Annotated in this window: 23 protein-coding genes, 1 tRNA gene and 1 pseudogene; 11 read left to right on the forward strand and 14 right to left on the reverse strand. The window is 67.4% G+C overall.

Annotation, left to right across the window (positions count from 1 at the left end):
* Positions 1 to 5: 5 nt before the first annotated feature.
* The 11 genes from FO044_RS05275 to FO044_RS05325 form a co-directional block, all read right to left on the reverse strand.
* Positions 6 to 368 (reverse strand): NADH-quinone oxidoreductase subunit A, encoded by a 363-nt coding sequence (locus FO044_RS05275; RefSeq protein ID WP_132993741.1) that lies wholly within the window; start codon positions 366 to 368, stop codon positions 6 to 8.
* Between the two features lie 97 nt (positions 369 to 465).
* Positions 466 to 870, reverse strand: a complete 405-nt coding sequence (locus FO044_RS05280; RefSeq protein ID WP_186290587.1) for a hypothetical protein — start codon at positions 868 to 870, stop codon at positions 466 to 468.
* A gap of 10 nt (positions 871 to 880) precedes the next feature.
* Positions 881 to 1,489 (reverse strand): histone deacetylase, encoded by a 609-nt coding sequence (locus FO044_RS05285; protein WP_132993739.1) that lies wholly within the window; start codon positions 1,487 to 1,489, stop codon positions 881 to 883.
* Positions 1,482 to 2,516 (reverse strand): PQQ-dependent sugar dehydrogenase, encoded by a 1,035-nt coding sequence (locus FO044_RS05290; protein WP_132993738.1) that lies wholly within the window; start codon positions 2,514 to 2,516, stop codon positions 1,482 to 1,484. Before FO044_RS05290 ends, FO044_RS05285 begins: the two co-directional genes overlap by 8 nt.
* A 29-nt stretch (positions 2,517 to 2,545) precedes the next feature.
* The gene (locus tag FO044_RS05295; protein WP_132993737.1) at positions 2,546 to 3,802 is read right to left on the reverse strand and encodes an RNA polymerase sigma factor; all 1,257 of its coding nucleotides are present in this window, start codon (positions 3,800 to 3,802) and stop codon (positions 2,546 to 2,548) included.
* A gap of 2 nt (positions 3,803 to 3,804) precedes the next feature.
* Positions 3,805 to 4,152, reverse strand: coding sequence for a YciI family protein (locus FO044_RS05300; RefSeq protein WP_132993736.1), 348 nt, complete (start codon positions 4,150 to 4,152; stop codon positions 3,805 to 3,807).
* A 125-nt stretch (positions 4,153 to 4,277) separates the two neighbouring features.
* A tRNA-His gene (locus tag FO044_RS05305) sits at positions 4,278 to 4,350 on the reverse strand.
* 118 nt (positions 4,351 to 4,468) lie between these two features.
* A complete protein-coding gene (gene orn, locus FO044_RS05310; RefSeq protein ID WP_132993735.1) occupies positions 4,469 to 5,068 on the reverse strand; it encodes an oligoribonuclease in 600 nt (199 codons plus the stop codon).
* Positions 5,069 to 5,103: 35 nt separating this feature from the next.
* Positions 5,104 to 5,913, reverse strand: coding sequence for a mycolate reductase (gene cmrA / locus FO044_RS05315; RefSeq protein ID WP_143965370.1), 810 nt, complete (start codon positions 5,911 to 5,913; stop codon positions 5,104 to 5,106).
* A 42-nt stretch (positions 5,914 to 5,955) separates the two neighbouring features.
* A complete protein-coding gene (locus FO044_RS05320) occupies positions 5,956 to 8,034 on the reverse strand; it encodes an NADPH-dependent 2,4-dienoyl-CoA reductase (RefSeq protein ID WP_143965371.1) in 2,079 nt (692 codons plus the stop codon).
* A 12-nt stretch (positions 8,035 to 8,046) separates the two neighbouring features.
* Positions 8,047 to 8,586: a PadR family transcriptional regulator gene (locus tag FO044_RS05325; protein ID WP_132993732.1), complete on the reverse strand. Its 540-nt coding sequence runs from the start codon at positions 8,584 to 8,586 to the stop codon at positions 8,047 to 8,049.
* A gap of 114 nt (positions 8,587 to 8,700) precedes the next feature.
* Between FO044_RS05325 and FO044_RS05330 the strand changes: the two are divergent.
* A pseudogene (locus tag FO044_RS05330) lies at positions 8,701 to 9,345 on the forward strand (SMP-30/gluconolactonase/LRE family protein); the annotation flags it as partial.
* Between the two features lie 9 nt (positions 9,346 to 9,354).
* On the opposite strand, the gene FO044_RS05335 reads toward FO044_RS05330, so the two are convergent.
* Positions 9,355 to 11,253: an ABC transporter ATP-binding protein gene (locus FO044_RS05335; RefSeq protein WP_425323585.1), complete on the reverse strand. Its 1,899-nt coding sequence runs from the start codon at positions 11,251 to 11,253 to the stop codon at positions 9,355 to 9,357.
* 113 nt (positions 11,254 to 11,366) lie between these two features.
* Positions 11,367 to 11,489 (reverse strand): hypothetical protein, encoded by a 123-nt coding sequence (locus FO044_RS15215; RefSeq protein WP_280525864.1) that lies wholly within the window; start codon positions 11,487 to 11,489, stop codon positions 11,367 to 11,369.
* 173 nt (positions 11,490 to 11,662) lie between these two features.
* Here FO044_RS15215 and FO044_RS05340 point away from each other — a divergent pair, with 173 nt between their 5' ends.
* From FO044_RS05340 to FO044_RS05355, 4 genes are all read left to right on the forward strand, one after another.
* Complete coding sequence (locus FO044_RS05340) at positions 11,663 to 12,517, forward strand: uroporphyrinogen-III synthase (protein ID WP_143965373.1); 855 nt, start codon at positions 11,663 to 11,665, stop codon at positions 12,515 to 12,517.
* Positions 12,518 to 12,552: 35 nt separating this feature from the next.
* The gene (locus FO044_RS05345; protein WP_143965374.1) at positions 12,553 to 13,365 is read left to right on the forward strand and encodes a crotonase/enoyl-CoA hydratase family protein; all 813 of its coding nucleotides are present in this window, start codon (positions 12,553 to 12,555) and stop codon (positions 13,363 to 13,365) included.
* 6 nt (positions 13,366 to 13,371) lie between these two features.
* Positions 13,372 to 14,505 (forward strand): FAD-dependent monooxygenase, encoded by a 1,134-nt coding sequence (locus FO044_RS05350; RefSeq protein WP_143965375.1) that lies wholly within the window; start codon positions 13,372 to 13,374, stop codon positions 14,503 to 14,505.
* 86 nt (positions 14,506 to 14,591) lie between these two features.
* Entirely contained in the window at positions 14,592 to 14,897 is a 306-nt protein-coding gene (locus FO044_RS05355; protein WP_132993727.1) for a GlsB/YeaQ/YmgE family stress response membrane protein, read from the forward strand.
* A 90-nt stretch (positions 14,898 to 14,987) separates the two neighbouring features.
* Here the strand turns inward: FO044_RS05355 and FO044_RS05360 are convergent, their stop codons facing one another.
* Complete coding sequence (locus tag FO044_RS05360) at positions 14,988 to 15,488, reverse strand: hypothetical protein (protein WP_132993726.1); 501 nt, start codon at positions 15,486 to 15,488, stop codon at positions 14,988 to 14,990.
* A gap of 292 nt (positions 15,489 to 15,780) precedes the next feature.
* Between FO044_RS05360 and FO044_RS05365 the strand changes: the two genes are divergently transcribed.
* The 6 genes from FO044_RS05365 to FO044_RS15015 all read left to right on the forward strand — a co-directional run bounded on the left by FO044_RS05365 (position 15,781) and on the right by FO044_RS15015 (position 21,427).
* Positions 15,781 to 16,032, forward strand: a complete 252-nt coding sequence (locus FO044_RS05365) for a hypothetical protein (protein ID WP_143965376.1) — start codon at positions 15,781 to 15,783, stop codon at positions 16,030 to 16,032.
* A 130-nt stretch (positions 16,033 to 16,162) separates the two neighbouring features.
* Positions 16,163 to 16,720, forward strand: a complete 558-nt coding sequence (locus tag FO044_RS05370) for a sigma-70 family RNA polymerase sigma factor (RefSeq protein ID WP_143965377.1) — start codon at positions 16,163 to 16,165, stop codon at positions 16,718 to 16,720.
* A 3-nt stretch (positions 16,721 to 16,723) separates the two neighbouring features.
* Entirely contained in the window at positions 16,724 to 17,431 is a 708-nt protein-coding gene (locus FO044_RS05375; protein WP_143965378.1) for an anti-sigma factor, read from the forward strand.
* Between the two features lie 93 nt (positions 17,432 to 17,524).
* A complete protein-coding gene (locus FO044_RS05380; protein WP_143965379.1) occupies positions 17,525 to 19,273 on the forward strand; it encodes a cytochrome c biogenesis protein DipZ in 1,749 nt (582 codons plus the stop codon).
* Positions 19,274 to 19,572: 299 nt separating this feature from the next.
* The gene (locus FO044_RS05385; RefSeq protein ID WP_143965380.1) at positions 19,573 to 20,706 is read left to right on the forward strand and encodes a tyrosine-type recombinase/integrase; all 1,134 of its coding nucleotides are present in this window, start codon (positions 19,573 to 19,575) and stop codon (positions 20,704 to 20,706) included.
* A gap of 439 nt (positions 20,707 to 21,145) precedes the next feature.
* Positions 21,146 to 21,427 carry a helix-turn-helix domain-containing protein gene (locus tag FO044_RS15015; RefSeq protein WP_186290588.1) on the forward strand — a complete coding sequence of 94 codons (282 nt, stop codon included), beginning with the start codon at positions 21,146 to 21,148 and terminating at the stop codon, positions 21,425 to 21,427.
* Positions 21,428 to 21,585: the final 158 nt, after the last annotated feature.

Below are 21,585 nucleotides of genomic sequence, written 5' to 3' on the forward strand. Positions count from 1 at the left end.
CTCTTCTAATCCCACCTGAGTCCGCCGCGGCGCCACTCGTAGGCGTAGGCGACGGACACGTTGACGATGAACAAGGCGACGGCCGCCAGTCCGAACCAGCCGAGCGATTCGGACGCGACCGCCCACGGGTAGAGGAAGACGATCTCGATGTCGAAGATGATGAACAGCATCGCCGTCAGGTAGTACTTCACCGGGAACCGCTGGACCATGCCCGCGGCAGGCGGCAGCGGCTCGATGCCGCACTCGTAGGCGGAGAGCTTCGCGGCGTTGCGACGGCGCGGTCCCACGACGGAGGCGATGACCACTGACACGACTGCGAAAGCGAGTGCGATCGCAGCGAGTATGAGGATCGGTCCGTAAGCGTTCATGCCGGTAATACCTCCACATCTGTTGATGTGACTCACGGCACACACTACTCACGGAAAGATGTGTGCCGTGGGCATTCTCGGCGAATCGGAGGGTCGTTCAGCGCAGCAGCGCGACCAGGGTTCGCGAGAGCCCCATCGGGTCGACGGGGACCTGCGCGGTGGCGTCGGCACGCGACCAGTCGGCGAGCCAGCGGTCGGCCGCCCGGGCGATCAGCACGACCAGCGGCGGACACGGGTCGTGCTCGTCGCGGATCTGCTTCGCCATGCCCATGCCGCCGGCGGGCGCGGCCTCGCCGTCGAGTATCGCGACGTCGACGGTGCCGGTGTCAAGATGCGTCAGCAGCATCGGAGCGGTGGCCACCTCGACGAATTCCAGGTCGGGCAGATCGGGGTGCAGAGTCTCGCCGAGCGCGCCGATCACCTGCCGTCGTGTCCTGGAGTCGTCGGAGTAGACCAGCACACGGAGCGTGACCCGTTCGCGTGCGCCGGTGGAGGAAGTCACGGCCCTGACATTAGTCACCGGGATCGCGTCGCCGCACCGAATCGAAGTACTCGCCGATCTGCCGATCGTCCCATCCGACGGTCTCTCGCAGACCTCGGGCGATCATCGTCAGGTACGCGTCCGTCGGCGCAGTGTGCGGTACTGCGTCGAGCCCAGCGGCGGAGGTGAACGTGAGGCTCGGTCGTCCGTCGATCGTGCCGACCCGGACCAGCCGGGCGTACAGGCCGTCGCCGATGACCTGGGTGTCGCCGACTGCGAGTGCCTCGTGGTCGCGGAGCGCTCGTTCGATCCGGCCGTCGACGACCGTTTCGCGGTCGGACTCCTGGGCGGCCACGTCGGCGAACTGACCGGCGGTGATGAGGTAGGCGCGCGCGGGCGTCGAGCCGGGAGTCGCGTGGTCGTAGAAGGCCATGCCGCCGCCCCAGTTGCGGGAGAGGCCCGCGAAGAAGATGCGGCCGGGAAGCGTCGTCGGTCGGCTCTGCGCGGGCGGGGTGCGGTCGCGTGCGCCGGTGTACGTGCGCATCCCGCCCTCGGGTCGGCCGCCCTGCAGGTAGCAGGCCAGGCGATCGGCGCACATGTTGGACCCGTAACTGACGTACCAGACGAGATCGTCACTCATGTACGGCCACGATACGGTCGTCGCCGTCTGCCGGATCACCCCGCCCGTCGGTGTTGTTGGTGAGTACCCACATCGCTCCGTCGGGTGCGATCGCCACGTCGCGGAGCCTGCCGTGAGTGCCGACCATCGACTCGGTCGAGGTTGCGGGCGCGTTCCGCGGAACGCGGCGCAGCCGTTCCCCGCGCAGGTTGGCGATGTAGACCGAGTCGGCGGTGACCGCGATGCCGCTCGGGCTCGCGTCGCCGGTCGGCCATTGCTGGACGGGGTCGACGAATCCCGGTCGGCCGCCGATTCCCTCGACTTCCGGCCAGCCGTAGTCGGCGCCCGGTTCGATCACGTTGAGTTCGTCCCACGTGTCCTGGCCGAATTCGGAGGAGTACATGGTTCCGTCCGGAGCCCAGCCGATGCCCTGCGGATTCCGGTGACCGTAGCTGTAGACGGGGGAGCCGGGGAACGGGTTGTCACCGGGGACGGCGCCGTCCGGCTCCACGCGGAGGATCTTCCCGGCGAGAGACGATCGGTCCTGCGCATCCGACGGCCCACCGGCATCCCCGGTGGTGACGTACAGTTTCCCGTCCGGACCGAAGGCGATCCGCCCGCCGTTGTGATTGCCCGCCGACGGGATGCGGTCGAGCACCGGCTCGGCGTCGCCGAGGGCGAGTGAGCCGGGCTCGCCGGCGAGTGGGAATCGGTCGACCCGATTGTCGTCGGCTGCCGTGAAGTACGCGTAGAGATAGTCGTCGTGGAGGGCGATCCCGAGGAGTCCGCCTTCGCCGGAGGGCTCGACGCCGTCGATCGTGGCGACCTCCCGCTGAGCCCCGTCGGCGTCGATCTCGACGATCCGGCCCGAATCCCGCTCACTGACGAGCGGAGTACGACCGTGGAAGGCGATCGACCACGGGGCGTCGAGTCCGGTCGTGATGATCGCTGCGTCGGAGGGTTGGGCCGGCCGGTTCTCCGTTGCGCAGCCCGTTGACGCGATCAGCACGGTGACTGCGGTGACGGCGATCCAGGCTCTCGCGCTCATGGTCACAGGCTAGGCGAGGAACGGGCTCGTCAGTCGGTCCGTGCGAGGGTGGCGGCGAGGAAGTCGTCCTCGGCGTCGTTGCCCGGCAGCGCGAGTGCCTTCCGGTACGCATCGGCCGCAGCCTCGTCGTCGCCGAGTTCGGCGAGCGTGATCGCGCGGGCCACGTGGTACGGCCGGTAGCGAGCGAGCGCAGGGGTGTCGGTGAGTGCGTCGAGCAGTCGCAGCCCGTGCGCCGGCCCGAATGCGCGGCCGACGGCGACGGCCCTGCCCACCCGCACGACTGGGCTCCCCTCGTGCGCCTCGAGCATGCGGTAGAGCACCGCGATCTGGGCCCAGTCGGTGGACTCCGGGGCGGTGGCTTCCGCGTGCACGGCCGCGATGGCGGCCTGGATCGTGTAAGAAGCGGCGTCCGGCGCGGCTGCCGCCGCCTCCGCGAGACGCATGCCTTCGGCCGCGAGATCGTGGTCCCACTGCGTTCGGTCCTGGTGGGCGAGAGGGACGGGACGACCGTCTGCGTCCACGCGTGCGGGACGTCGGGACTCGGTCAGCAGGAGCAATGAGAGGAGACCTGTGGTCTCCGCGCACGGCATCAGCCGCCGGACGATCCGCGTCAGGCGGATCGCCTCCGCCGTCAGATCGTCCCGAATGTGCTGTGGGCCGGCGGACCGTGCGAAACCTTCGGAATACAGCAGATAGAGGACGCGCAGCACGCCGGACTTTCGCTCGTCGAGGTCGCGTGCCCTCGGCGGTTCGAACGACACTCCCAGTGACCGGATGCGCTTCTTCGCCCGCACGATCCGCTGCGCGGCGGTGGTGACCGGAAGAAGCAGCGCGTGTGCGACCTCCGCTGTCGTCAGGCCTGCGACGAAGCGCAGTGTCACCGCGACGCGGTCCTCGGGCTTCAGCACTGGATGAGTGCAGGCGAAGACGAGACCGAGGCGCTCATCCGGAACCGCGGAGTCCAGCGCGTGGTCGGCGGGGTCGGCGAATCCGGCCGGTGGAACGTCGCGTTCGGATTCGAGCCGGAGCCTGGCGAGCTTCTGAGCGAGCACGCTCTCCCGGCGGACCACGTCGAGAGCCTTTCGCTTCGCGGTCGTCGTCAGCCAGGCCTCGGGCGAGGACGGCACGCCGGTGTCGGGCCATGTCCGGAGTGCCTGCGCGATGGCCTCCTGCAGCATGTCCTCGGCAAGGTCGAGATCACCGAACCGTCGGGCGAGCGTTGCGATCAGCCGCGATCGCGCATCCCGATCGAGCTCCCCGACGGCACGGTGTGCAGCGGAAGTCACCGTCAGTACGGCGCTACCGGCCGGATCTCGACGTGTCCGCCGAGCGCCGATCCGGGACTCTTGCGAGCCCAGGCGATCGCCTCGTCGATATCGGCGACGTCGATGATGTAGCCGCCGCCCACGAACTCCTGGACTTCGGCGAACGGACCTGACGAGACCACTCGCTCACCCGAGTCATCGCTGCGCACGACGACGGACTGGTCGGGATCCTCGAGTGCGAACGAACTGACGACGACGCCCGCAGCGGTGATCTCCTGATCGAACGCGAAGAACTCGTCGGGACTCGCCCCGCCGCCCTTCCCGCACGCCGGATCGTCGATGTGGCCCATGAGTAGAAGTGCGTACTTCACGATTTCCTCCTGTGGTTCGGTGTCGAACCGTTCGGCCCGACACCATGGTGACGTACAGGAGACGCCGATATCGACAGCTCATGAGAAACGCCCGGATCGCGTGAGCGATCCGGGCGTTTCCGCGGGGTGGATGACGGGACTCGAACCCGCGACAGCCAGGATCACAACCTGGTGCTCTACCAACTGAACTACACCCACCATCGGCATCGGACGACCAGTGTTCACACACTGTTTGGCCGAGCCAGGCTCATACTCTAGCCGGTCCCTCGATGGAAACTCCAATCGGATTGCGACCAGCGTGTTCGCGCGACGCGCGTCAGGCAGGACCGAGGTCGGCGACGATCGTCTCCAGCGCCTTGGCGTCCGGTCCGGGAGCCGGGACGAATGCGGCGGCGCGGTAGTAGCGCAGTTCGCGGATCGACTCGCGGATGTCGGCCAGTGCGCGGTGGGCGAGGCCCTTGTCCGGCTGACCGAAGTAGATCGGCGGGAACCATCGGCGGCACAGTTCCTTGATCGAGCTGACGTCGACCATCCGGTAGTGGAGGAACGAGTCGAGTTCGGGCATGTCGCGCGCGATGAATCCGCGGTCGGTGGCGATCGAGTTGCCGGCGAGCGGAACCGATCCCTCGCCGTCGATCTGCTCGCGCAGGTAGTCGAGCACCATCTTCTCGGCGTCGGCGAGCGTCACCGCCGATTCACGCACCTCGTCGGTGAGTCCGGACGCCTCATGCATCTTGACCACGACCTCCGGCATCGCCGCGAGAGCCGCGTCGTCGGCGTGGATCACCACGTCGACGCCGTCGCCCAGGATGTTCAAGTCGCTGTCGGTGACGAGCGCTGCTATTTCTATGAGCTTGTCGGACCCGATGTCGAGCCCGGTCATCTCACAATCGATCCACACGAGTTTGTCCTGCACGCCTACGACTGTAGTGCCGGGCGGTTCAGCGTCGCTCAGTCGCCTTCCCCGAGCTTGCCGTAGAAGGTCCCGACGATCGGCGCGACGATCCCGCGCGGCGTGTAGCCGCCCGCCACCGACATCGCCTTCGACAGGGTGCCGGGTACCACGCGCATCTTGTTGCGTTCCAATGCGTCCAGGCTCATCTCGGCCACTCGGGTCGATGAGTGCCATAGGAAGTCGGGGACCATCTTGTCGACGACCGACTCGTCCTCCTGGGCAGGCGTCTGGGTGCGTACCGGGCCGGGTGCGAGCAGCGTGACGTGGACTCCGGTGTCTTTCAGCTCGCCGCGCAGCGACTCGCTGAAGGAGTTCACGAACGCCTTGGTCGCGGCGTAGGTCGCGTTGTTGGGGATCGGCATGTTGCCTGCGGCCGAGCCGACCATGAGGATTCCGCCGCTGCCGCGCCGGGTCATCTGCGGTAACACCGCGAGCGTCAGATCGTGCACGGCGTTCGCGTTCAAGCGGACCTGTGCGCGCTCGTAGTCGGGATCGAGGTCCGCGACGGCCCCGAAGGTCGCGATGCCCGCGTTGTTGCACAGGATCGAGATCTCACGACCCGAGAGCTCATCGGCCAGCGCTGCGGTGGCCGCGGCGTCCGACAGATCCACTGCGCGGACCTCCGCCTCGACACCGTGCGCGGTGCGCAGCTCGGCTGCCAGGGCTTCGAGGATCTCGCCGCGTCGAGCGACGAGGATCAGCGAGTGGCCACGCGAGGCGAGAGTGCGAGCGAGCGCGTCGCCGATGCCCGACGAGGCGCCGGTGACGACCGCGCGTGCGGCGGGAGATGGTTCGGGGATTGCCATGCGGTCATCATAGGCAGGCCCCGACCTCTCGCCCGCGTCACATCACGGCAGTCCGGCGGCCACCTCGGTGCCCTGCCGGATGGCGCGTTTCGCGTCGAGTTCGGAGGCTAGATCTGCGCCGCCGATGACGTGGGTGATCACGCCGGCTTCGGTTAGCGGGTCGACGAGCTCGCGGACCGACTCCTGGCCCGCGCACACCACGACGTTGTCGACCTCGAGCACACGTTTGCCGGTCTCGTTGCCTTCTTTGTCATGGACCGTGATGTGCAGGCCCGCGTCGTCGATCCGGTCGTACGTCGCAGCCGAGATCTGCTCCACGCCCTTCATCTTCACGGTTGCGCGGTGCACCCAACCGGTCGTCTTGCCCAGTGTCTTGCCCTGGCGACCGGGCTTGCGCTGCACCATGTAGACCTCGCGGATCGACGGCAGCGGGCGCGGCTTGGTGAGGAATCCGGGAGTGTCGAGGTCGTCGGTGACGCCCCACTCCTGCTCCCACTCCTTGAGGTTGAGCGTCGGCGATTCGTCGACCGTCAGGAACTCGGTGACGTCGAAGCCGATGCCGCCTGCGCCGATCACGGCGACGCGCTTGCCGATCTCGCGATGGCCGAGAACGGCGTCCGCGTACGACATGACCATCGGATGGTCGATGCCGTCGATGTCCGGGATCCGGGGCGTCACGCCGGTGGCGACGACGACCTGATCGAATCCGCCGTCGATGATCTCCTGCGCGCTCACCCGTGTCTGCAGATGCACGGTGACGTGGTTGACCTCAAGCTGGCGGGTGTAATAGCGGATCGTCTCGTTGAACTCCTCCTTGCCCGGGATCCGGGCGGCGATGGAGAACTGGCCGCCGATCGAATCGCCCGACTCGAACAGGTCGACGCGGTGTCCGCGCTGGGCGGCCGACACGGCCGCCGAGAGTCCCGCGGGGCCCGCTCCGACGACGGCGACGCGCGTGGCGGTACGGGTGGCGCCCAGCGTCAGCACGGTCTCCCGGCCGGCGCGCGGGTTCAGCAGGCACGAGACCTTCTTGCCGACGAACGCATGATCCAGGCACGCCTGATTGCAGCCGATGCAGGTGTTGATCTCGTCGTCTCGGCCTGCGCGCGACTTGTTGACGAAGTCCGGGTCGGCGAGCAGGGGGCGCGCCATCGAGACCGCGTCGACCTTCCCGTTCGCCAGGATCTCCTCGGCGAAATCGGGGGTATTGATGCGGTTGGAGGCGATCAGCGGGATAGACACGACGTCGCGCAGTCGCTCGGTGAACTTCACGAAGGCGCCGCGCGGCACCGAGGTCACGATGGTCGGGACCTGCGCCTCGTGCCAGCCGATGTCGGTGTTGATGGCGTCGACGCCGAGTTCTTCGACCTGCTTCGCCAGCGACGCGATCTCGTCGAACGTCTGGCCGTTCTTGACGAAGTCGGCGACGCTCTGCCGGAGGATCACCGGGTAGTCGCGCGGGACCTGCTTGCGGACCTCCTTGACGATCTCGAGCAGGAACCGCTGCCGGTTCTCGGTGGAGCCACCCCACTTGTCGGTGCGGTCGTTGGTGTGCGGGCACAGGAACTGGTTGATGAGGTAGCCCTCGCCGCCCATCAGCTCGACCGCGTCGTAGCCTGCGCGCCGTGCGAGCTTGGCCGCCTGGCCGAACGAGCGGATGACGTGCCAGATGATCTGCTCGGTCATCTTGATGTGCTTGAACGGGTGGATCGGTGACGGCTCACTGCCCGCGGCGACCTTGAACGGGGTGTATCCGTACCGTCCCGCGTGGATGATCTGCAGCGCGATCTTCCCGTTCTCCGCATGGACCGCCTTGGTGAATTCGCGGTGGCGCAGTACGTCGCCGTGGTTGGTCATCTTGCCCGCGAAGGGGAGTAGCAGTCCCGTGCGCGTCGACGAGAATCCGCCGGTGATGATCAGGCCGACCCCGCCGCGCGCGCGTTCGGCGTAGTAGGCCGCGAGTTTCGGGGTGTCCCACACGCGGTCCTCGAGACCGGTGTGCATAGATCCCATGACGACGCGGTTCTCCAGCGTCATGCCGCCGATCTCGAGGGGTTCGAACAAGCGCGGGAAGTGGGCGTTGGGTTCGGGGGCATTGGGTTCGGCCGTCGGGGCTGACATGGCTGGACCTTTCTATTCTTTGGACTGAAGTGCGGCGAGCGACTCGTCGCACCATTCGACAGTCGCCGCTGCGGCGCGGACGCCGCCGCGGAGTACCAGGTACTGGTGCAGTTTCCGACCGGTGAGTGCGTCGGGTTCGGGGTAGTAATCGCGCTCGAAACTGCGATAGGTCTCGAGCATGGCGGCCGCTTCGTCACGATGGCCGGCGAGATGGGTGACGACGTCGGAGAGTTCGCCGAACTCAGCTGCACGGAGTTTGACGCCGAGGTCGCTGCGCAACGGGGGGAGCGGAGTGGGAGTGCCGACCCAGTCGGCGAGCATCTGCCGGCCCGCGTCGGAGATCGTGTACACCTTCTTGTCCGGGCGACCGTCCTGGGGAACCGCTTCGAAGCTGACGAGCCCGTCGGTGTGCAGCTTCTTCAGGGTTCGGTAGATCTGCTGGTGCGTCGCCGACCAGAAGTAGCCGATCGAGCGCACGAACTGCTGACCGATCTCGTAGCCGGTCCCCGGTCGTTCGGACAGTGAGACGAGGATGGCGTGCTCCAGTGCCATGAGTCTCACGCTATCAGTGCACCAAGTTGATGTGCAATAACGTTGTGTGAAACAAAGTGCATATAGATTTTTCGCGTCGGCGCCCCGGCCATCAAAGCCTGCTAAGAATGGGCCGTGAGCAGATTCCGTCGCATCCAGCTGCCCGGCGACGCCCCCGAGGACGTCGTGAGTCTTCCCGATGGCCGCGTGGCCACCGGGCTCTCCGACGGCCGCCTGGTCGCCGTCGATCCCGCGACCGATGAGGTCGAGGTACTCGCCGACACCGCCGGACGGCTACTCGGACTCGACGTGCGCGCTGACGGGTCGGTCGTGCTCTGCGATCACGACCGCGGGCTGCTGCTTCTGGGTGCGGGCAAGCAGCGGGTGTCGGTGCTCGCCGACACCGTGGACGGGCGTCCGCTCCACTTCGCGAGCAATGCGGCCACGGCAGCTGACGGGACCGTGTACTTCTCGTCGTCGAGTCAGCGGTTCACCATCGACCGCTGGCGTGCGGACCTGATCGAGCACTCCGGAACCGGCCGGCTGATGCGCCGCGGTGCAGACGGGTCGGTCCAGGTCCTGCATCACGGACTGCAGTTCGCGAACGGGGTGGTGCTGGCGCCCGACGAGTCGTTCGTGCTCGTCGCCGAGACCGGCGCGGCCCGCATCACCCGATACTGGCTCGCCGGTGAGCGAGTGGGTGAGTCGGACGTCTTCATCGACGGACTGCCCGGCTACCCGGACAACATGTCGGTCGGCAGCGACGGTCTGGTGTGGGTGGCGCTCGCCTCACCCCGCAACAGCGTCCTCGAAGGACTGTTCAAACTTCCTCCGCGAGCTCGCAAGGTCCTGGCGCGGGCTCCCGAGCGCGTCGGACCCGCTCCCGAGGAGACCGTCTGGGTGCTCGGCATCGACTTCGACGGATCGATCGTCCGCGACGTCCGAGCCGACGACGTGGACTACTCGTTCGTCACGAGCGTGACCGAGCGGGACGGCATCCTCTACCTCGGCACGATCATGCATAACGCGATCGGCGTCCTCGATCCGTCCGGCACGTAGCGCGACCACGCTGTCGGCGAGCGGAAGAATGCGACTGTCGTGGGTGATGAGCAGCGTGGTCCGGTTCGCAGCGAGTCGACGCAGCGCGGGGATCAGATCGGCGACAGTCTGATCGTCGAGCGCCGACGTCGGTTCGTCGAGCACCAGGACCGGGGTGTCGCGCAGCAGCGCCCGTGCCACGCAGAGCCGTTGACGTTGTCCACCGGACAGTTCGAGTCCGTCACCTGACAGCGGAGTGTCGAAGCCGTCGGGCAGCGCGCTGACGAAGTCGGTCGCGCCTGCGGCCTCCGCTGCGGCGGTGACCGCGGACCGCGTCGCATCGGGTCTGCCGTAGGCGATGTTCTCGGCGACCGTGCCGGGTTTGATGACCGGCGACTGGGGGAGCAGGGTGATGCGGTCGCGCACCGATGTCGCTGTGAGGCCTGCGATGTCGAGACCGTCGATCGTGATGCGTCCGCCGGACGGGTCGTCGAGTCGGGTGAGCAGTGCGGCCAGTGACGACTTCCCGGAACCGCTGGGGCCGATCAGCGCGGTCACCCGACCCGGTGGCAGCGACAGGTGTGCGCCGTCGAGCACGGTGTTCGTTCCGTGCACCAAGCTGACGCCCTCGACGGCCACCGCCGTGGCCGGGCCGGTGTGATCGACGGCATCGGGACGGTCCGGTGCGTGGGCCGGCTCGTCCATCAATTCGCCGATGCGCGCAGCGCTCACCGCGGTGGCTGCCAGCGACAGGCGGACGTCGGCGAGCTCTTGGACCTTCGGGTAGAGCATGCTCAGATATCCGGTGAGCGCGAGCAGCTGGCCGACGCTCAGCGCGCCGGACCGTACCTGCCAGACTCCCGCGATCGCCACGGCCAGTGCCACGACCACCTGGGCGAATCCCAGGGCGGCTCCGAAGCCGGCCTCAACCCGGGTGACCGCGATGCGAGCGTCCATCCACTCCCGTCCGCGAGCGGCGAGCTGCCGCTGCTCGACGGGCTGCTGGTTGTACGCGACGGTCACCGCGTGACCGGTCAGCGCGGCGTGGAGGGTGTCGGTGAGCGTGCTGTCGGCGGTCCTCTCGCGCCAGGTGCTGTCGGTCTGTCTGCGTCCGTACCAGGCGGACATCGCCCACAGCGGCGGCACCGACGCGACGGCGACGAGCGTCACGATCGGGCTCATCCAGATCGCGGCGACCAGGACTGCCAGGACGTTCGCGGCGGCGACCACGCCGCTCAGCAGCCCTGACGAGATCAGGTGCTCGACGGCTTCGATGTCACCGGAGTGCCGGACCACCAGATCGCCGATACCGCGTCGCCGGTGGGCGAGCGGCGAAAGGTGCTGGACGTGTGCGAAGAGGCGGTCGCGCATGCTGAGCACGATCGACTCCGAGGCGCGGGCGGCGATGAGCTGGCCGCGGTAGTCGGCGAGGGACGATACCGCGGTGACCCCGATCCACGCGGCGCCCAGCGGCACCATGGAGATCCACGAACTCGATGTCAGGGCACCGTCGACCACGTCGGACAGCACGAACACGCCGACCGCGTCGCACATCGCCGCGATGATGAACAGCAGTCCCGCGATGACGAGAGCGCGCCGATGCCTGCGAACCAGCGCTCCGTAACGGGCGATTGCCTGGCGGAAGGTCACGGTGCTCCTGTGGGTCGAGGTGTCGGACAACGAGATCCGAATGGTGAGACCGCATGCGCCGGGCCTCGGGAGTGCAGGCCCGGCGCATACGCGGGGGTCGATCGGTCATGCGGTCAGCGCCAGAGCCACGTCCAGCGCCGGTTGCGGCGGTCCCACTGGCGCACCCGGCGGCGACGCTGAGGGGTCTGCTGGTGCCGGCTCGGCTGGCGGCGATGCTGAGTGCTGTTGTTCGGCATGGAGACTCTCCTTGATTCGTTCTTCTCTCTGGTGTGATTCCGACCGTGTCGGCGTCACGGGATTCAAGGTATGGACCGTTCCTGGACGTAACCGGGTGCGTTTCCTGCTGGTCTCCTGGCAGCGGCTCACCCGGTCTCACCACCCCGGCACGCGCGTCTGGGATCATGAACTCATGACATCCGGCCCCGACCGGGCGACTCCGCAGACTCTGGCGGGATTCTCCGTCGCCATCACCGCGTCCCGCAGAGCGGACGAGTTCGAGGCGCTCCTGCGTCGACGGGGAGCGCGGGTGGTGTCGGCGGCAGCCATCTCGATGGTGCCGATGACTGACGACCGGGCGCTCCGTGAGGCGACCCGTGCGTTGATCGCCGCCCCTCCGGACGTTCTCATCGCGACCACCGGCATCGGCTTCCGCGGCTGGATCGAGGCGGCCCGGGAATGGGGAGTCGCCGACGACCTACTCGACGTTCTGGGGAGGGCACGAGTCATCTCCCGCGGGCCGAAGGCGACCGGCGCGCTGCGTGCAGCGGGTCTGCGGGAGGAATGGTCGCCCGTATCGGAGTCGTCCGCCGAGGTGCTGGCCCACCTGACCCCCGATGACCTGGCAGGCAAGCGAGTGGCCGTGCAACTGCACGGCGCGATCGACGCGTGGGATCCCAACCCGGAGTTCCTGGCCGGCCTGCGCGAGCGCAGCGCTGAGGTGATCGGTGCGCCGGTGTACCGGTGGGAGCAGCCGTCCGATACGGGTGCTCTGGATTCGCTGATCGATGGCGTCGCACATGCGCGAGTGGATGCCGTTGCGTTCACCTCGGCTCCAGCCGCGGCGTCGATGCTTTTGCGGGGCAACGATATCGGGGTGCGTGCGAATCTCATCGAAGCGATGCGGGGACCGGTCTGCGTCTACAGCGTGGGGCCGGTGACGTCGGCACCGCTTGAAGCCGCCGGGATCAGCACGATCGAACCGGACCGGATGCGGTTGGCCGCACTCGCTCGCTTGATCGCCGAGGATCTTCCTGCACGGAGCTAGGACGGCGACGTCGACCAGTCGGTAGCGTTCGGAGCATGAGTACGAGCGAATCTCCGGAACTGCTGATCGAACGCGAAGGCGACATCGTCACCTGGACGCTGAATCTTCCCGACCTGCGTAATGCGATCTCCGACGAGCCGATCATCGACGCGATCGTCGCAGCAGTGAACGCTGTGAACGCAGACCAGAGCGTCCGCGCCGTCATTCTCACCGGAGCCGGGTCGGCATTCTCGGCGGGTGGCAACGTGAAGGCGATGGCTACCGGGGATGGGTTGTTCGGCGGCGCCGGGCACACCCAGCGAGTGGGCTACCGACAAGGGATTCAGCGCATTCCGCGTGCCATGTACACCCTCGAGGTACCGGTGGTCGCCGCCGTCAACGGTCCCGCGGTCGGAGCAGGGTGCGACCTGGCGATGATGTGCGATCTGCGCATCGCGTCCTCCACCGCGTTCTTCGCTGAGAGCTTCGTCAAGCTCGGCATCATCCCGGGCGACGGCGGTGCCTGGTTCCTGCCGCGCATCATCGGGCCGTCCCGTGCCGCCGAGATGGCGTTGACCGGCGACCGCGTCGATGCAGGCACTGCATTGCAGTGGGGCATGGTGTCGGAAGTCGTCGAACCCGGCGAACTACTCGGCGCGGCACGGCAGCTCGCAGAGCGAATCGCCGTCAACCCGCCGGTTGCGGTTCGGATGACCAAGAAGCTGTTGCGCGAGTCGTCCCAGCAGACCCTGGACCAACTCCTCGAGATGTCGGCGGCGATGCAGGGGCTGGCGCATCAGACCGAGGATCATCGCGAAGCGGTCACGGCGATGCTGGAGAAGCGGCCGGGCACCTACGCAGGGCGGTGATGACGCGTGCGGGTCATCGTCGTCGGCGCCGGTGTCGGAGGGCTCACCGCGGCGGTGGCGCTGCACCGCGACGGACACGACGTGACGGTGCTCGAAGCACGTGACGACACCTCGGCGGGCGCCGGAATCAGTCTGTGGCCCAATGCTCTCGCCGCGCTCGATGCGATCGCGGCGGGGGATCGGGTGCGGCGCGCCGGTGCGCCGATCACGGCAGGCGCGATGCGATGGAAAGACGGTAGCTGGCTGCGGCGGCCCGCTGCAGACCGGCTCGTCGAGGCGCTCGGGGAGCCGCTCATCGTGATCGAACGCTCGGCGCTGCGCGACGTCCTCGTCCGGTTGCTTCCGAGCGGTACAGTCCGGACCGGTACCCGGGTGAGCGAGGTCGTCGCCGCCGGGAGTGCGCGGGGCGTGCGGTCGTCGACAGGTGCGGTGTTCGATGCCGACCTGGTGGTCGGTGCGGACGGAACACGATCGGTCCTCGCCCGTGCGATCAACGGCTCACTCGAGCATCGATACGCCGGCTACACCGCGTGGCGCGGCGTCGCCGACCGCGGATTCGATTCCCGGCTGGCAGGCGAGGTACTCGGTCCGGGCTCGCAATTCGGATTGGTGCCGTTGGGTCCGGAACGGACGTACTGGTTCGCGACTGCGCAGCTTCCCGAAGGCTCGGTCTTCGACGACGAGCTCGGGGCCGTTCGCGAACTGGTGCAGGGGTGGGCCGAACCGCTGCCTGCTCTCGTAGCGGCAACCGACCCGGACAACCTCCTACGTAATGATCTGTACGACCGGCCGACCGCCCGCCGCTGGGGCAGTGGTGCGACGGTTCTGATCGGCGACGCCGTGCATCCGATGCGTCCGCACCTCGGCCAGGGCGGCTGTCAGGCGATCGAGGACGCGGTCACCGTCGCGGCCTGCCTGCGCACCGAGCAGGACCTCGGCCGTGCGATCGCGCGGTACGAGACGCTGCGTCGTCCCCGAGTGCGGCGAGTGGTCCGCGAGTCGCGGTTGATCGGCGCAGTGGTGAACGGTCGGCCCGCGCCGGTGTGGGCGTCGTTGATGCGGGCGAGCATCGTCGTCCCCGATCGGGCGATCCGTCGCCACCTGGCGCAGATCGCCGGGAGAGGTGCGTTTCGGCTTTAGCACGGTTCTGTTGCAACTCGCACCATTCACCAGATCAGTCGATACTGTGATGACACAGATCACGACCAACTGGAGAAGGTGCAGTCATGGATGTAATTGCAGCAACAGAGATTCTGGCTCGGTCGAGTATGCAGACCAACGTCGGGTGGATCGGCTACATCATCATCGGCGGAATCGCCGGATTCATCGCCGGGAAGATCGTCAAGGGTTCGGGCAGCGGCATTCTGATGAACGTCGTCATCGGTGTCGTGGGCGCACTGCTCGGTGGTTTCATCCTCAGCTTCTTCCTCGATACCGCATCAGGCGGTTGGTGGTTCACCTTGTTCACCGCAGTTCTCGGTTCGGTGATCCTGCTGTGGATCGTCGGAAAGTTCCAGCAGTCACGAGCGTGACGTAACAGCTTCACAACCGACAGCTTCATAACCGATGTGGCCGCTGCCGAGGATTCGGCAGCGGCCACGTTCGCGTCCGGAGCAGGTGGTCTAATCGGTGGTGAAGTCGCCCTGGAACGCGAACGGCGTCGCGGCCGGAGCGCAACCGTGGAACGACGAGGTGGGCGCGGGTCCCATCACACCCACTCGGTCCGGAGTGCCCTTTCGCACCGAGATCTGCACGGCGAGCTGATTCCGCAGTGGGCCGGGCACCAACTGGGGTGACGTGCCCGAGATCGGATAGACGAGGGACGCGGAGTCGTCACGCGTGTCGATGCACGTGACGGGGCCCTTGATCTGAAACGGGACCTTCGATCTGCCGTTCATCAAGGTGGCCACGTACGTGCCGGATGTGGTTCCGTCGGCCGTCCGCGTTCCCTGCGCGTCGATGTTCAGCACATGCACGCCGGGGGCGATCTCCAGGTCGCCGTCGATGGACAGGGATGCGGGTTCGGCCGCGGGTTCGGCGGCGGCCGGCACCCCGGTGAATCCGAGAACCGCGACGGCAGCGAGCCCGGCGGCGGGTAGGAGACGAGAAGTGAGAGTGGTCATCGTGCATTCCTCCAAGGTGAAGGCCGGGATAGCCCTCACTTTCGACGCTACGCCTGCTCATAGCACATATCTGTGCCCCCGGCAGGGGACAATGTCTCCGGCCATGCCCACAGAGCGGAGTCATGTTCGGTTGATCCTGCTCACCGCCCCCGCCTCTACGGCTCCGACGATCCGTGGATCGGGAGGCGAGACGGGGGACCGGAGCAGCCGAAATCAGTTCTCCATACCGTCTTCCGGTGACATCGGCGCTGGTGACATCGGGTCGGACGGGGACATCGGGTCGGACGGGGCCATGGAGTCAGACGGGGACATCGAGTCGGGCGGTGACATCGAGTCGGACGGGGACATGGAATCGGGTGCCATCGTGTCGGACGGGGCCATCATCTCGCTCGTCGGACTCATCTCGCCGGACGTCGGTGCATCGTTGTCGTCGCCGTCGCCGCAGGCGGTGAGAAACGCGAGCGCCGCGGCCGCCGCCAACACCCCGCCTGCTACTGGACGACGTGCCTTGGACAGGACCGGACTCGTATTCGACATGGTGTGACCTTTCCTCGGGTGACGGCGCGCGCACCGCGCCCTCTAACCTGTGGTTCGGAGCCGGACGGGCGACGGATGGGTGGAGATCTCGCACCGATCCGTCGACGGCCCGGCATCGAATCAAGGATGTGAGATCTGTGGACGAGACCGACACCCGCGCGGCACCCGACGAACTGCTCGAACGGGTCGCGGCGGGCGACAAAGCGTCGTACGCCGAGCTGTTCGACCTGCTCGCGCCACGCTGCCTGGCCCTCGCGCGTCGCGTCGTGGTGAGTCGACCGCTGGCCGAGGAAGTAGTGCAGGACGCGTGGCTGCAGGTGTGGCGGACAGCGTCGACCTTCGACCGTTCACGCGGGTCCGCGACTACGTGGGTGACGACGCTCGTTCATCGCCGCGCAGTCGACACCGTCCGTCACGACGCGGCTGCCGCTCGCCGCGACCTGGCATATGAGGCGCGCAGACCGACCGGATACGACTCTGTCAGCGAGTCGGCCGTCGACCGCGACGAGGCCCGCCGCGTCCGCCGCTGCTTGGACGGACTGACGAACAAGCAGCGCGAGGCTATCGGCCTCGCCTATTTCGGGGGTCGCACGTACGGGGAGGTCGCGGGCGATCTCGCGGTGAACCCAGCGACGGTGAAGACGAGGATCCGCGACGGCCTGCAACGGCTCCGCACCTGCATGGGAGGTCTGTGAGACATGGCATCGAAACCCGACGGCCACCCCGTCGACCTGCTCGGCGCTCTCGCGGTTGAGGCTGTGGACGACGTCGAACGACGACGCCTGATGCGTCACGTCGACCGATGTGCGCAGTGCCGCGCCGAACTGGACGCGTTGACCGAGACCGCCGCGTCGTTGTCGGTCGAGGAGGAGGCCGTCGACGACGACCTGCGCAGTCGGGTCCTGGCTGCGGTCGACGACGAGCCGCAGCGACGGAGATGGTCGCCCGCCGCATTTGCCGCCGTCGTGGTCGCCGCCGCGGTGGCCGTCGTCGTGAGCGTGTCCGTCGTCGTCTGGGCGAACCACCGTGACGACGCGCAGCCCGCGATCGCGCAGCCCTCGACCTCACAGGACGGCACCATGAACCAGGTGCTGGCGGCCCCGGACATGCGTAAGGCGACCGGTGAGGTCGGCGACGGATCGGTCGCCGCGATGTACTCGCCGTCCATGCGGGCGACGGTCGTGTCGGTGGACGGACTGCCCGGCGTCGATCCGAACATGGGCTATCAGGTGTGGATCACGGTGGACGATCAGGTCAAGAGCGCCGGAGTGGTGCGGGCAGGCGACGAGTCGTCGGTGATGATGACCGAGATGGGCACGCCGGTGGACGTCGCGTTGTCGGTGGAGCCGATGGACGGCTCGCCGGAGCCGACGTCGTCGATGGTCGTGTCGTTCCCGGTCCCCTGAATCGACTTGCGCGACCCATCCGCGGGCTGCGCCGCGTCGAACTCCAGATGTAGGGGCTCACACGATGTGGGCCCGCGAAACGGAGGAGAAGTCGTGCTGTCGGTGATTCTGGTCGGGCTGGCCGGTGGACTGGTGACGGGTGTGTCGCCGTGTGTGCTGCCGATGCTGCCCATCGTGTTCGTGACGAGCGGATCGGGACGCACTGCGAACGGCTGTGCACCAGAAGGGGATACGAGCTCGGCAGGCACGACGACCCTTGCGCCGCCGAAGGCTCCGCCGAGGAGTCGGCTGCGCACGCCGCTTATTATCGCGGGCATCGTGACCAGCTTCAGCGTGATCTCCCTGTTCGGGACGCTGCTCCTGAGTGCGCTCGGTCTGCCCGACTCGTTTCTGCGGTGGACGGGCATCGTGTTGTTGGTGGCGATCGGCGTCGGCCTCGTCGTTCCGCCGATCGCGCACGCGCTGGAGCGTCCGTTCGCGCGGATCCCGGCGTGGACGAAGCCGTCGGAGAAGGGCGGGCCCTACCTGCTCGGCATCGGATTGGGCACGCTGTACGTGCCATGCGCGGGACCGGTCCTCGCCGCGATCGCAGTGGCCGGCGCGACAGGCCAGATCGGTTGGCGCACCGTGGTTCTGACGGTCGCCTTCGCCGTCGGTGCGGCCCTGCCGCTCGCGGTGTTCGCGACGGCGGGCGAGCGGTTGGGCCATCGGCTCGCCGCCTACCGGAGTCGGCAGCGCACGTTCCGGATCGTCGGCGGCGTCGTGTTGATCGCGCTGGCCGTGGCACTCGCCTTCGACGCGCCCGCGCGCCTGCAGGCCGCGCTGCCCGGATACACGGCGGCCGCCGATCGTGCGCTGTCGAAGTCGGACGCCGTGGACACTGCATTGGGGCGCGACACAGGTGGCGCCGGGGCGTGCGTCGGGGAGGGCTCCGGTCTCGCCGACTGTGGCACCTCACCCGGATTCGACGGCGGCGGCACGTGGTTCAACACCGCCGACGGCGCGCCGCTGACCCGGGCCGATCTCGCGAACAAGGTTGTCCTCGTCGACTTCTGGACGTATTCGTGCATCAACTGTCTGCGCGACGGTCCACACGTGCGCCGATGGTACGACGCGTACCGCGACGCAGGCCTTGTGGTGGTCGGTGTGCACACCCCCGAGTTCGCGTTCGAGAAGGACGGCGGCAACGTCGCGGCGGCGATCGGCGACGAGCACATCGACTACCCGGTGGTGCAGGACAACGACTATGCGATCTGGAACGCCTTCGCCAACCGGTACTGGCCGGCGAAGTACCTGATCGACGGGCGCGGTGAGATCCGCGCCGCCAGCTTCGGCGAAGGACGGTACGACGAGGTGGAGGCCGACATCCGGACTCTCCTCAAGGACGCGAACCCGAACGTGACGCTGCCTGCTCCGGTCGACACCAAGGACGACGCCGTGCCGACCGGTGCGCAGTCGCCGGAGATGTACCTGTCATCGAGCCGCTCCGCGGGATCGTACGCGGGATCGGAAGCGCTCGAGGTCGGCACCCGTGACTTCACCTTCGGCGACTCGCAGCCCGCCGACACGTTCAGCCTGTCCGGCCGATTCGAGGTGACCGACGAGTCGGTGATCGCGCGCTCGGGCGCGCGGGTTCGCTTGGTGAGCACCGCCGACGATGTGAACGCCGTGCTCGCCGGGTCGGGTCGCGTCGTGGTCCACCAGGATGGGCGCCCCGATCGCAGTGTCGACGTGTCGGGCGTGCCGCGCCTGTACCGGCTGGCCGACGGCGGCGACCGCGACCGCACGCTGACGTTCGAGATCCCCGACGGCGTCGCCGTCTACACGTTCACGTTCGGCTGAGGAACGACCCCGAGTCGTGCGATCGCCGCAGCGCCAAACGCAATCAGCACGGTCGCCCATGCAGCCCGCGCCGATTATTGTCGCTGGTCATCGGGTCGAAATCAGACTACCTGCACGTATGGTGGTGCCCCCGGCAGGACTCGAACCTGTCGCGGAATCCGGTGCCACTGTTCCCTCTACCTCGGTTTATGGCCGTTGTAGCTGGTAAGGCACCACGCTACACTATGGACACCAGCGGACACCAGAGTCTTTGGGAAACACGCGGATAACAGTTGCATCGCACGGAACAGGACGCGAAGATGGCAGGCAAGCCGGGTCACCGGGGATGGGGGCACATCCGCAAACTCCCCTCGAAGCGCTTCCAGGCCTCCTACGTCGGCGATGATCTCGTCCGACACAAGGCGCCCCGCACATTCACGTCGAAGATGGATGCCGAGGCGTGGCTGCACACCGAACGGATCAAACTGGAGCGGGGGGAGTGGCAACCGCCGGCCAAGCGGAACGATCAAGGCGGGCTCACGCTGGCTGAGTACGCCGACACCTGGACCACCCACCGCAAGCTGAGACCGCGCACCGAATCCGGGTACCGGGCGCTCCTGCGTCTCCACATCGAGCCGACCCTCGGAACCATCGCCGTCGCCACACTTACCCCCGATGCCGTGCGCCGCTGGTACTCGAAGCTCGGTACCGACCACCCCACCCGGAACGCGCACTGTTATCAGCTCCTGCACGCCATCATGTCCACGGCGGTGGAGGATGGCCTGATACCGGCGAATCCCGTCCACATTCGCGGCGCCATGCACGCCAAGAGGAAGAAGGAGCCGGTCATACTGGCCGCTACACGGGACCGTGACGAGGTGGCGTTGCTCGCTTCAGCCATGCCGCCGGAGCTCTCCGCGTCCGTTCTCCTGGCAGCCTGGTGCGGTCTCCGATATGGGGAGACCACCGAACTCCGCCGCAAGGACATCGACACCGATACCGGCGTCCTCACCGTGGCACGCGGCGTCACCTACCGTGACGGCGAATTCATCGTGCAGCCCACCAAGTCAGGCGAGATCCGGCACGTCACCATCCCGCCCCACATCCGGCCCGCGGTGGCCGCCCACCTGGCGCAGCACACCGGCAAGTCGGGGGAGTCGCTGCTGTTCCCTGCTGCTGATGGCGGTCACCTGCTGGACCAGTCGTATCGGAAATCGTTCACGCGTGCCGCGAAGAAGATCGGGCGCCCCGGACTCACCCCGCACGCGCTGCGCCATTTCTCGGGGACGATCGCGGCCCGTGTCGGTGGGACGACTGCGGAGACTATGGCGAGGCTCGGGCACTCCACAGTCGATGCCGCCATGCGTTACCAGAACGCTGCCCTGGAGCGTGACGCGGTGATCGCTGCAGCCATGTCTGCGCTCGTCGTCGAGGACAAAACTCTAAACCAGTAGTCGAGACTTTCACCGGCGATCCTAACCTCACCTCCGGTCCCCTTACCCCTCCCGTTCCTCCCAGTTCGCGACGATTCGCGACGTTTCCGCAGGTCATCCGCTACGACTCGACGGGCATTCCGCACAGTTGGTCCGCGTTTCATGTCGCCTGGGGCGGTTCTGGACGTGCGTGGAGGACGTGTGGAGACGTTTCGCGGCCACACGTGCAGCCAGGCGGATCGGGAAAGTGCGGTGTGTTGAGGGAACATGCGAAATTGCCAATAAGCTGAACATGCATCACCGAGAGGACAAGGACGGCACCAGTTGCCGGACAACACCACTCACGTCCAGGCCCGACGATAACGAGGCCACCCCAAGGGGAGACGCATGCCGCTGCAACGGCGTTCGTCGCGCAACCCCCTGGGGCGCCCATCCAGATAGACCCACACAGGAGTCCCCCATGACCGTACCCGCCGGCGCAAATCCGGATTACTCCGCCACCCTCAGTGACATCGCCCGCGAGTTTGGCATCAGTTACCGCACCGTCCGTCGCTACGTCGCCGCGGGCCTCATCACCGGTCACCGGATCGGGCCGAAGCTCATCCGCTTCAACATCGGCGAGGTCCGCGAGCAGCTTCTCGGGAACGCCGGCAGCACCCGATTGCCCGACCCGGTCGGCAATGAGGCCACCCGCCGCGCTGACGCGTCGCGCGCCCGCCGACAGTTCGGTCTGCCCGCCTAGTCCAGCACCACACCTGAATGCGCCCCACCTCACAGAGGTTCGAGCGCGCATCAGGGGCACTGCTCACCGTCTCCTGACACAAAAAAGAACCGCCGCTCGGGCTGAGAGCGACGGTTCTTGGAAAGAGAACACCCTAGTGACTAAGTATACGCCCGATT

Origin of the sequence: Gordonia zhaorongruii (assembly GCF_007559005.1) — a bacterium.
Classification (GTDB): domain Bacteria; phylum Actinomycetota; class Actinomycetes; order Mycobacteriales; family Mycobacteriaceae; genus Gordonia; species Gordonia zhaorongruii.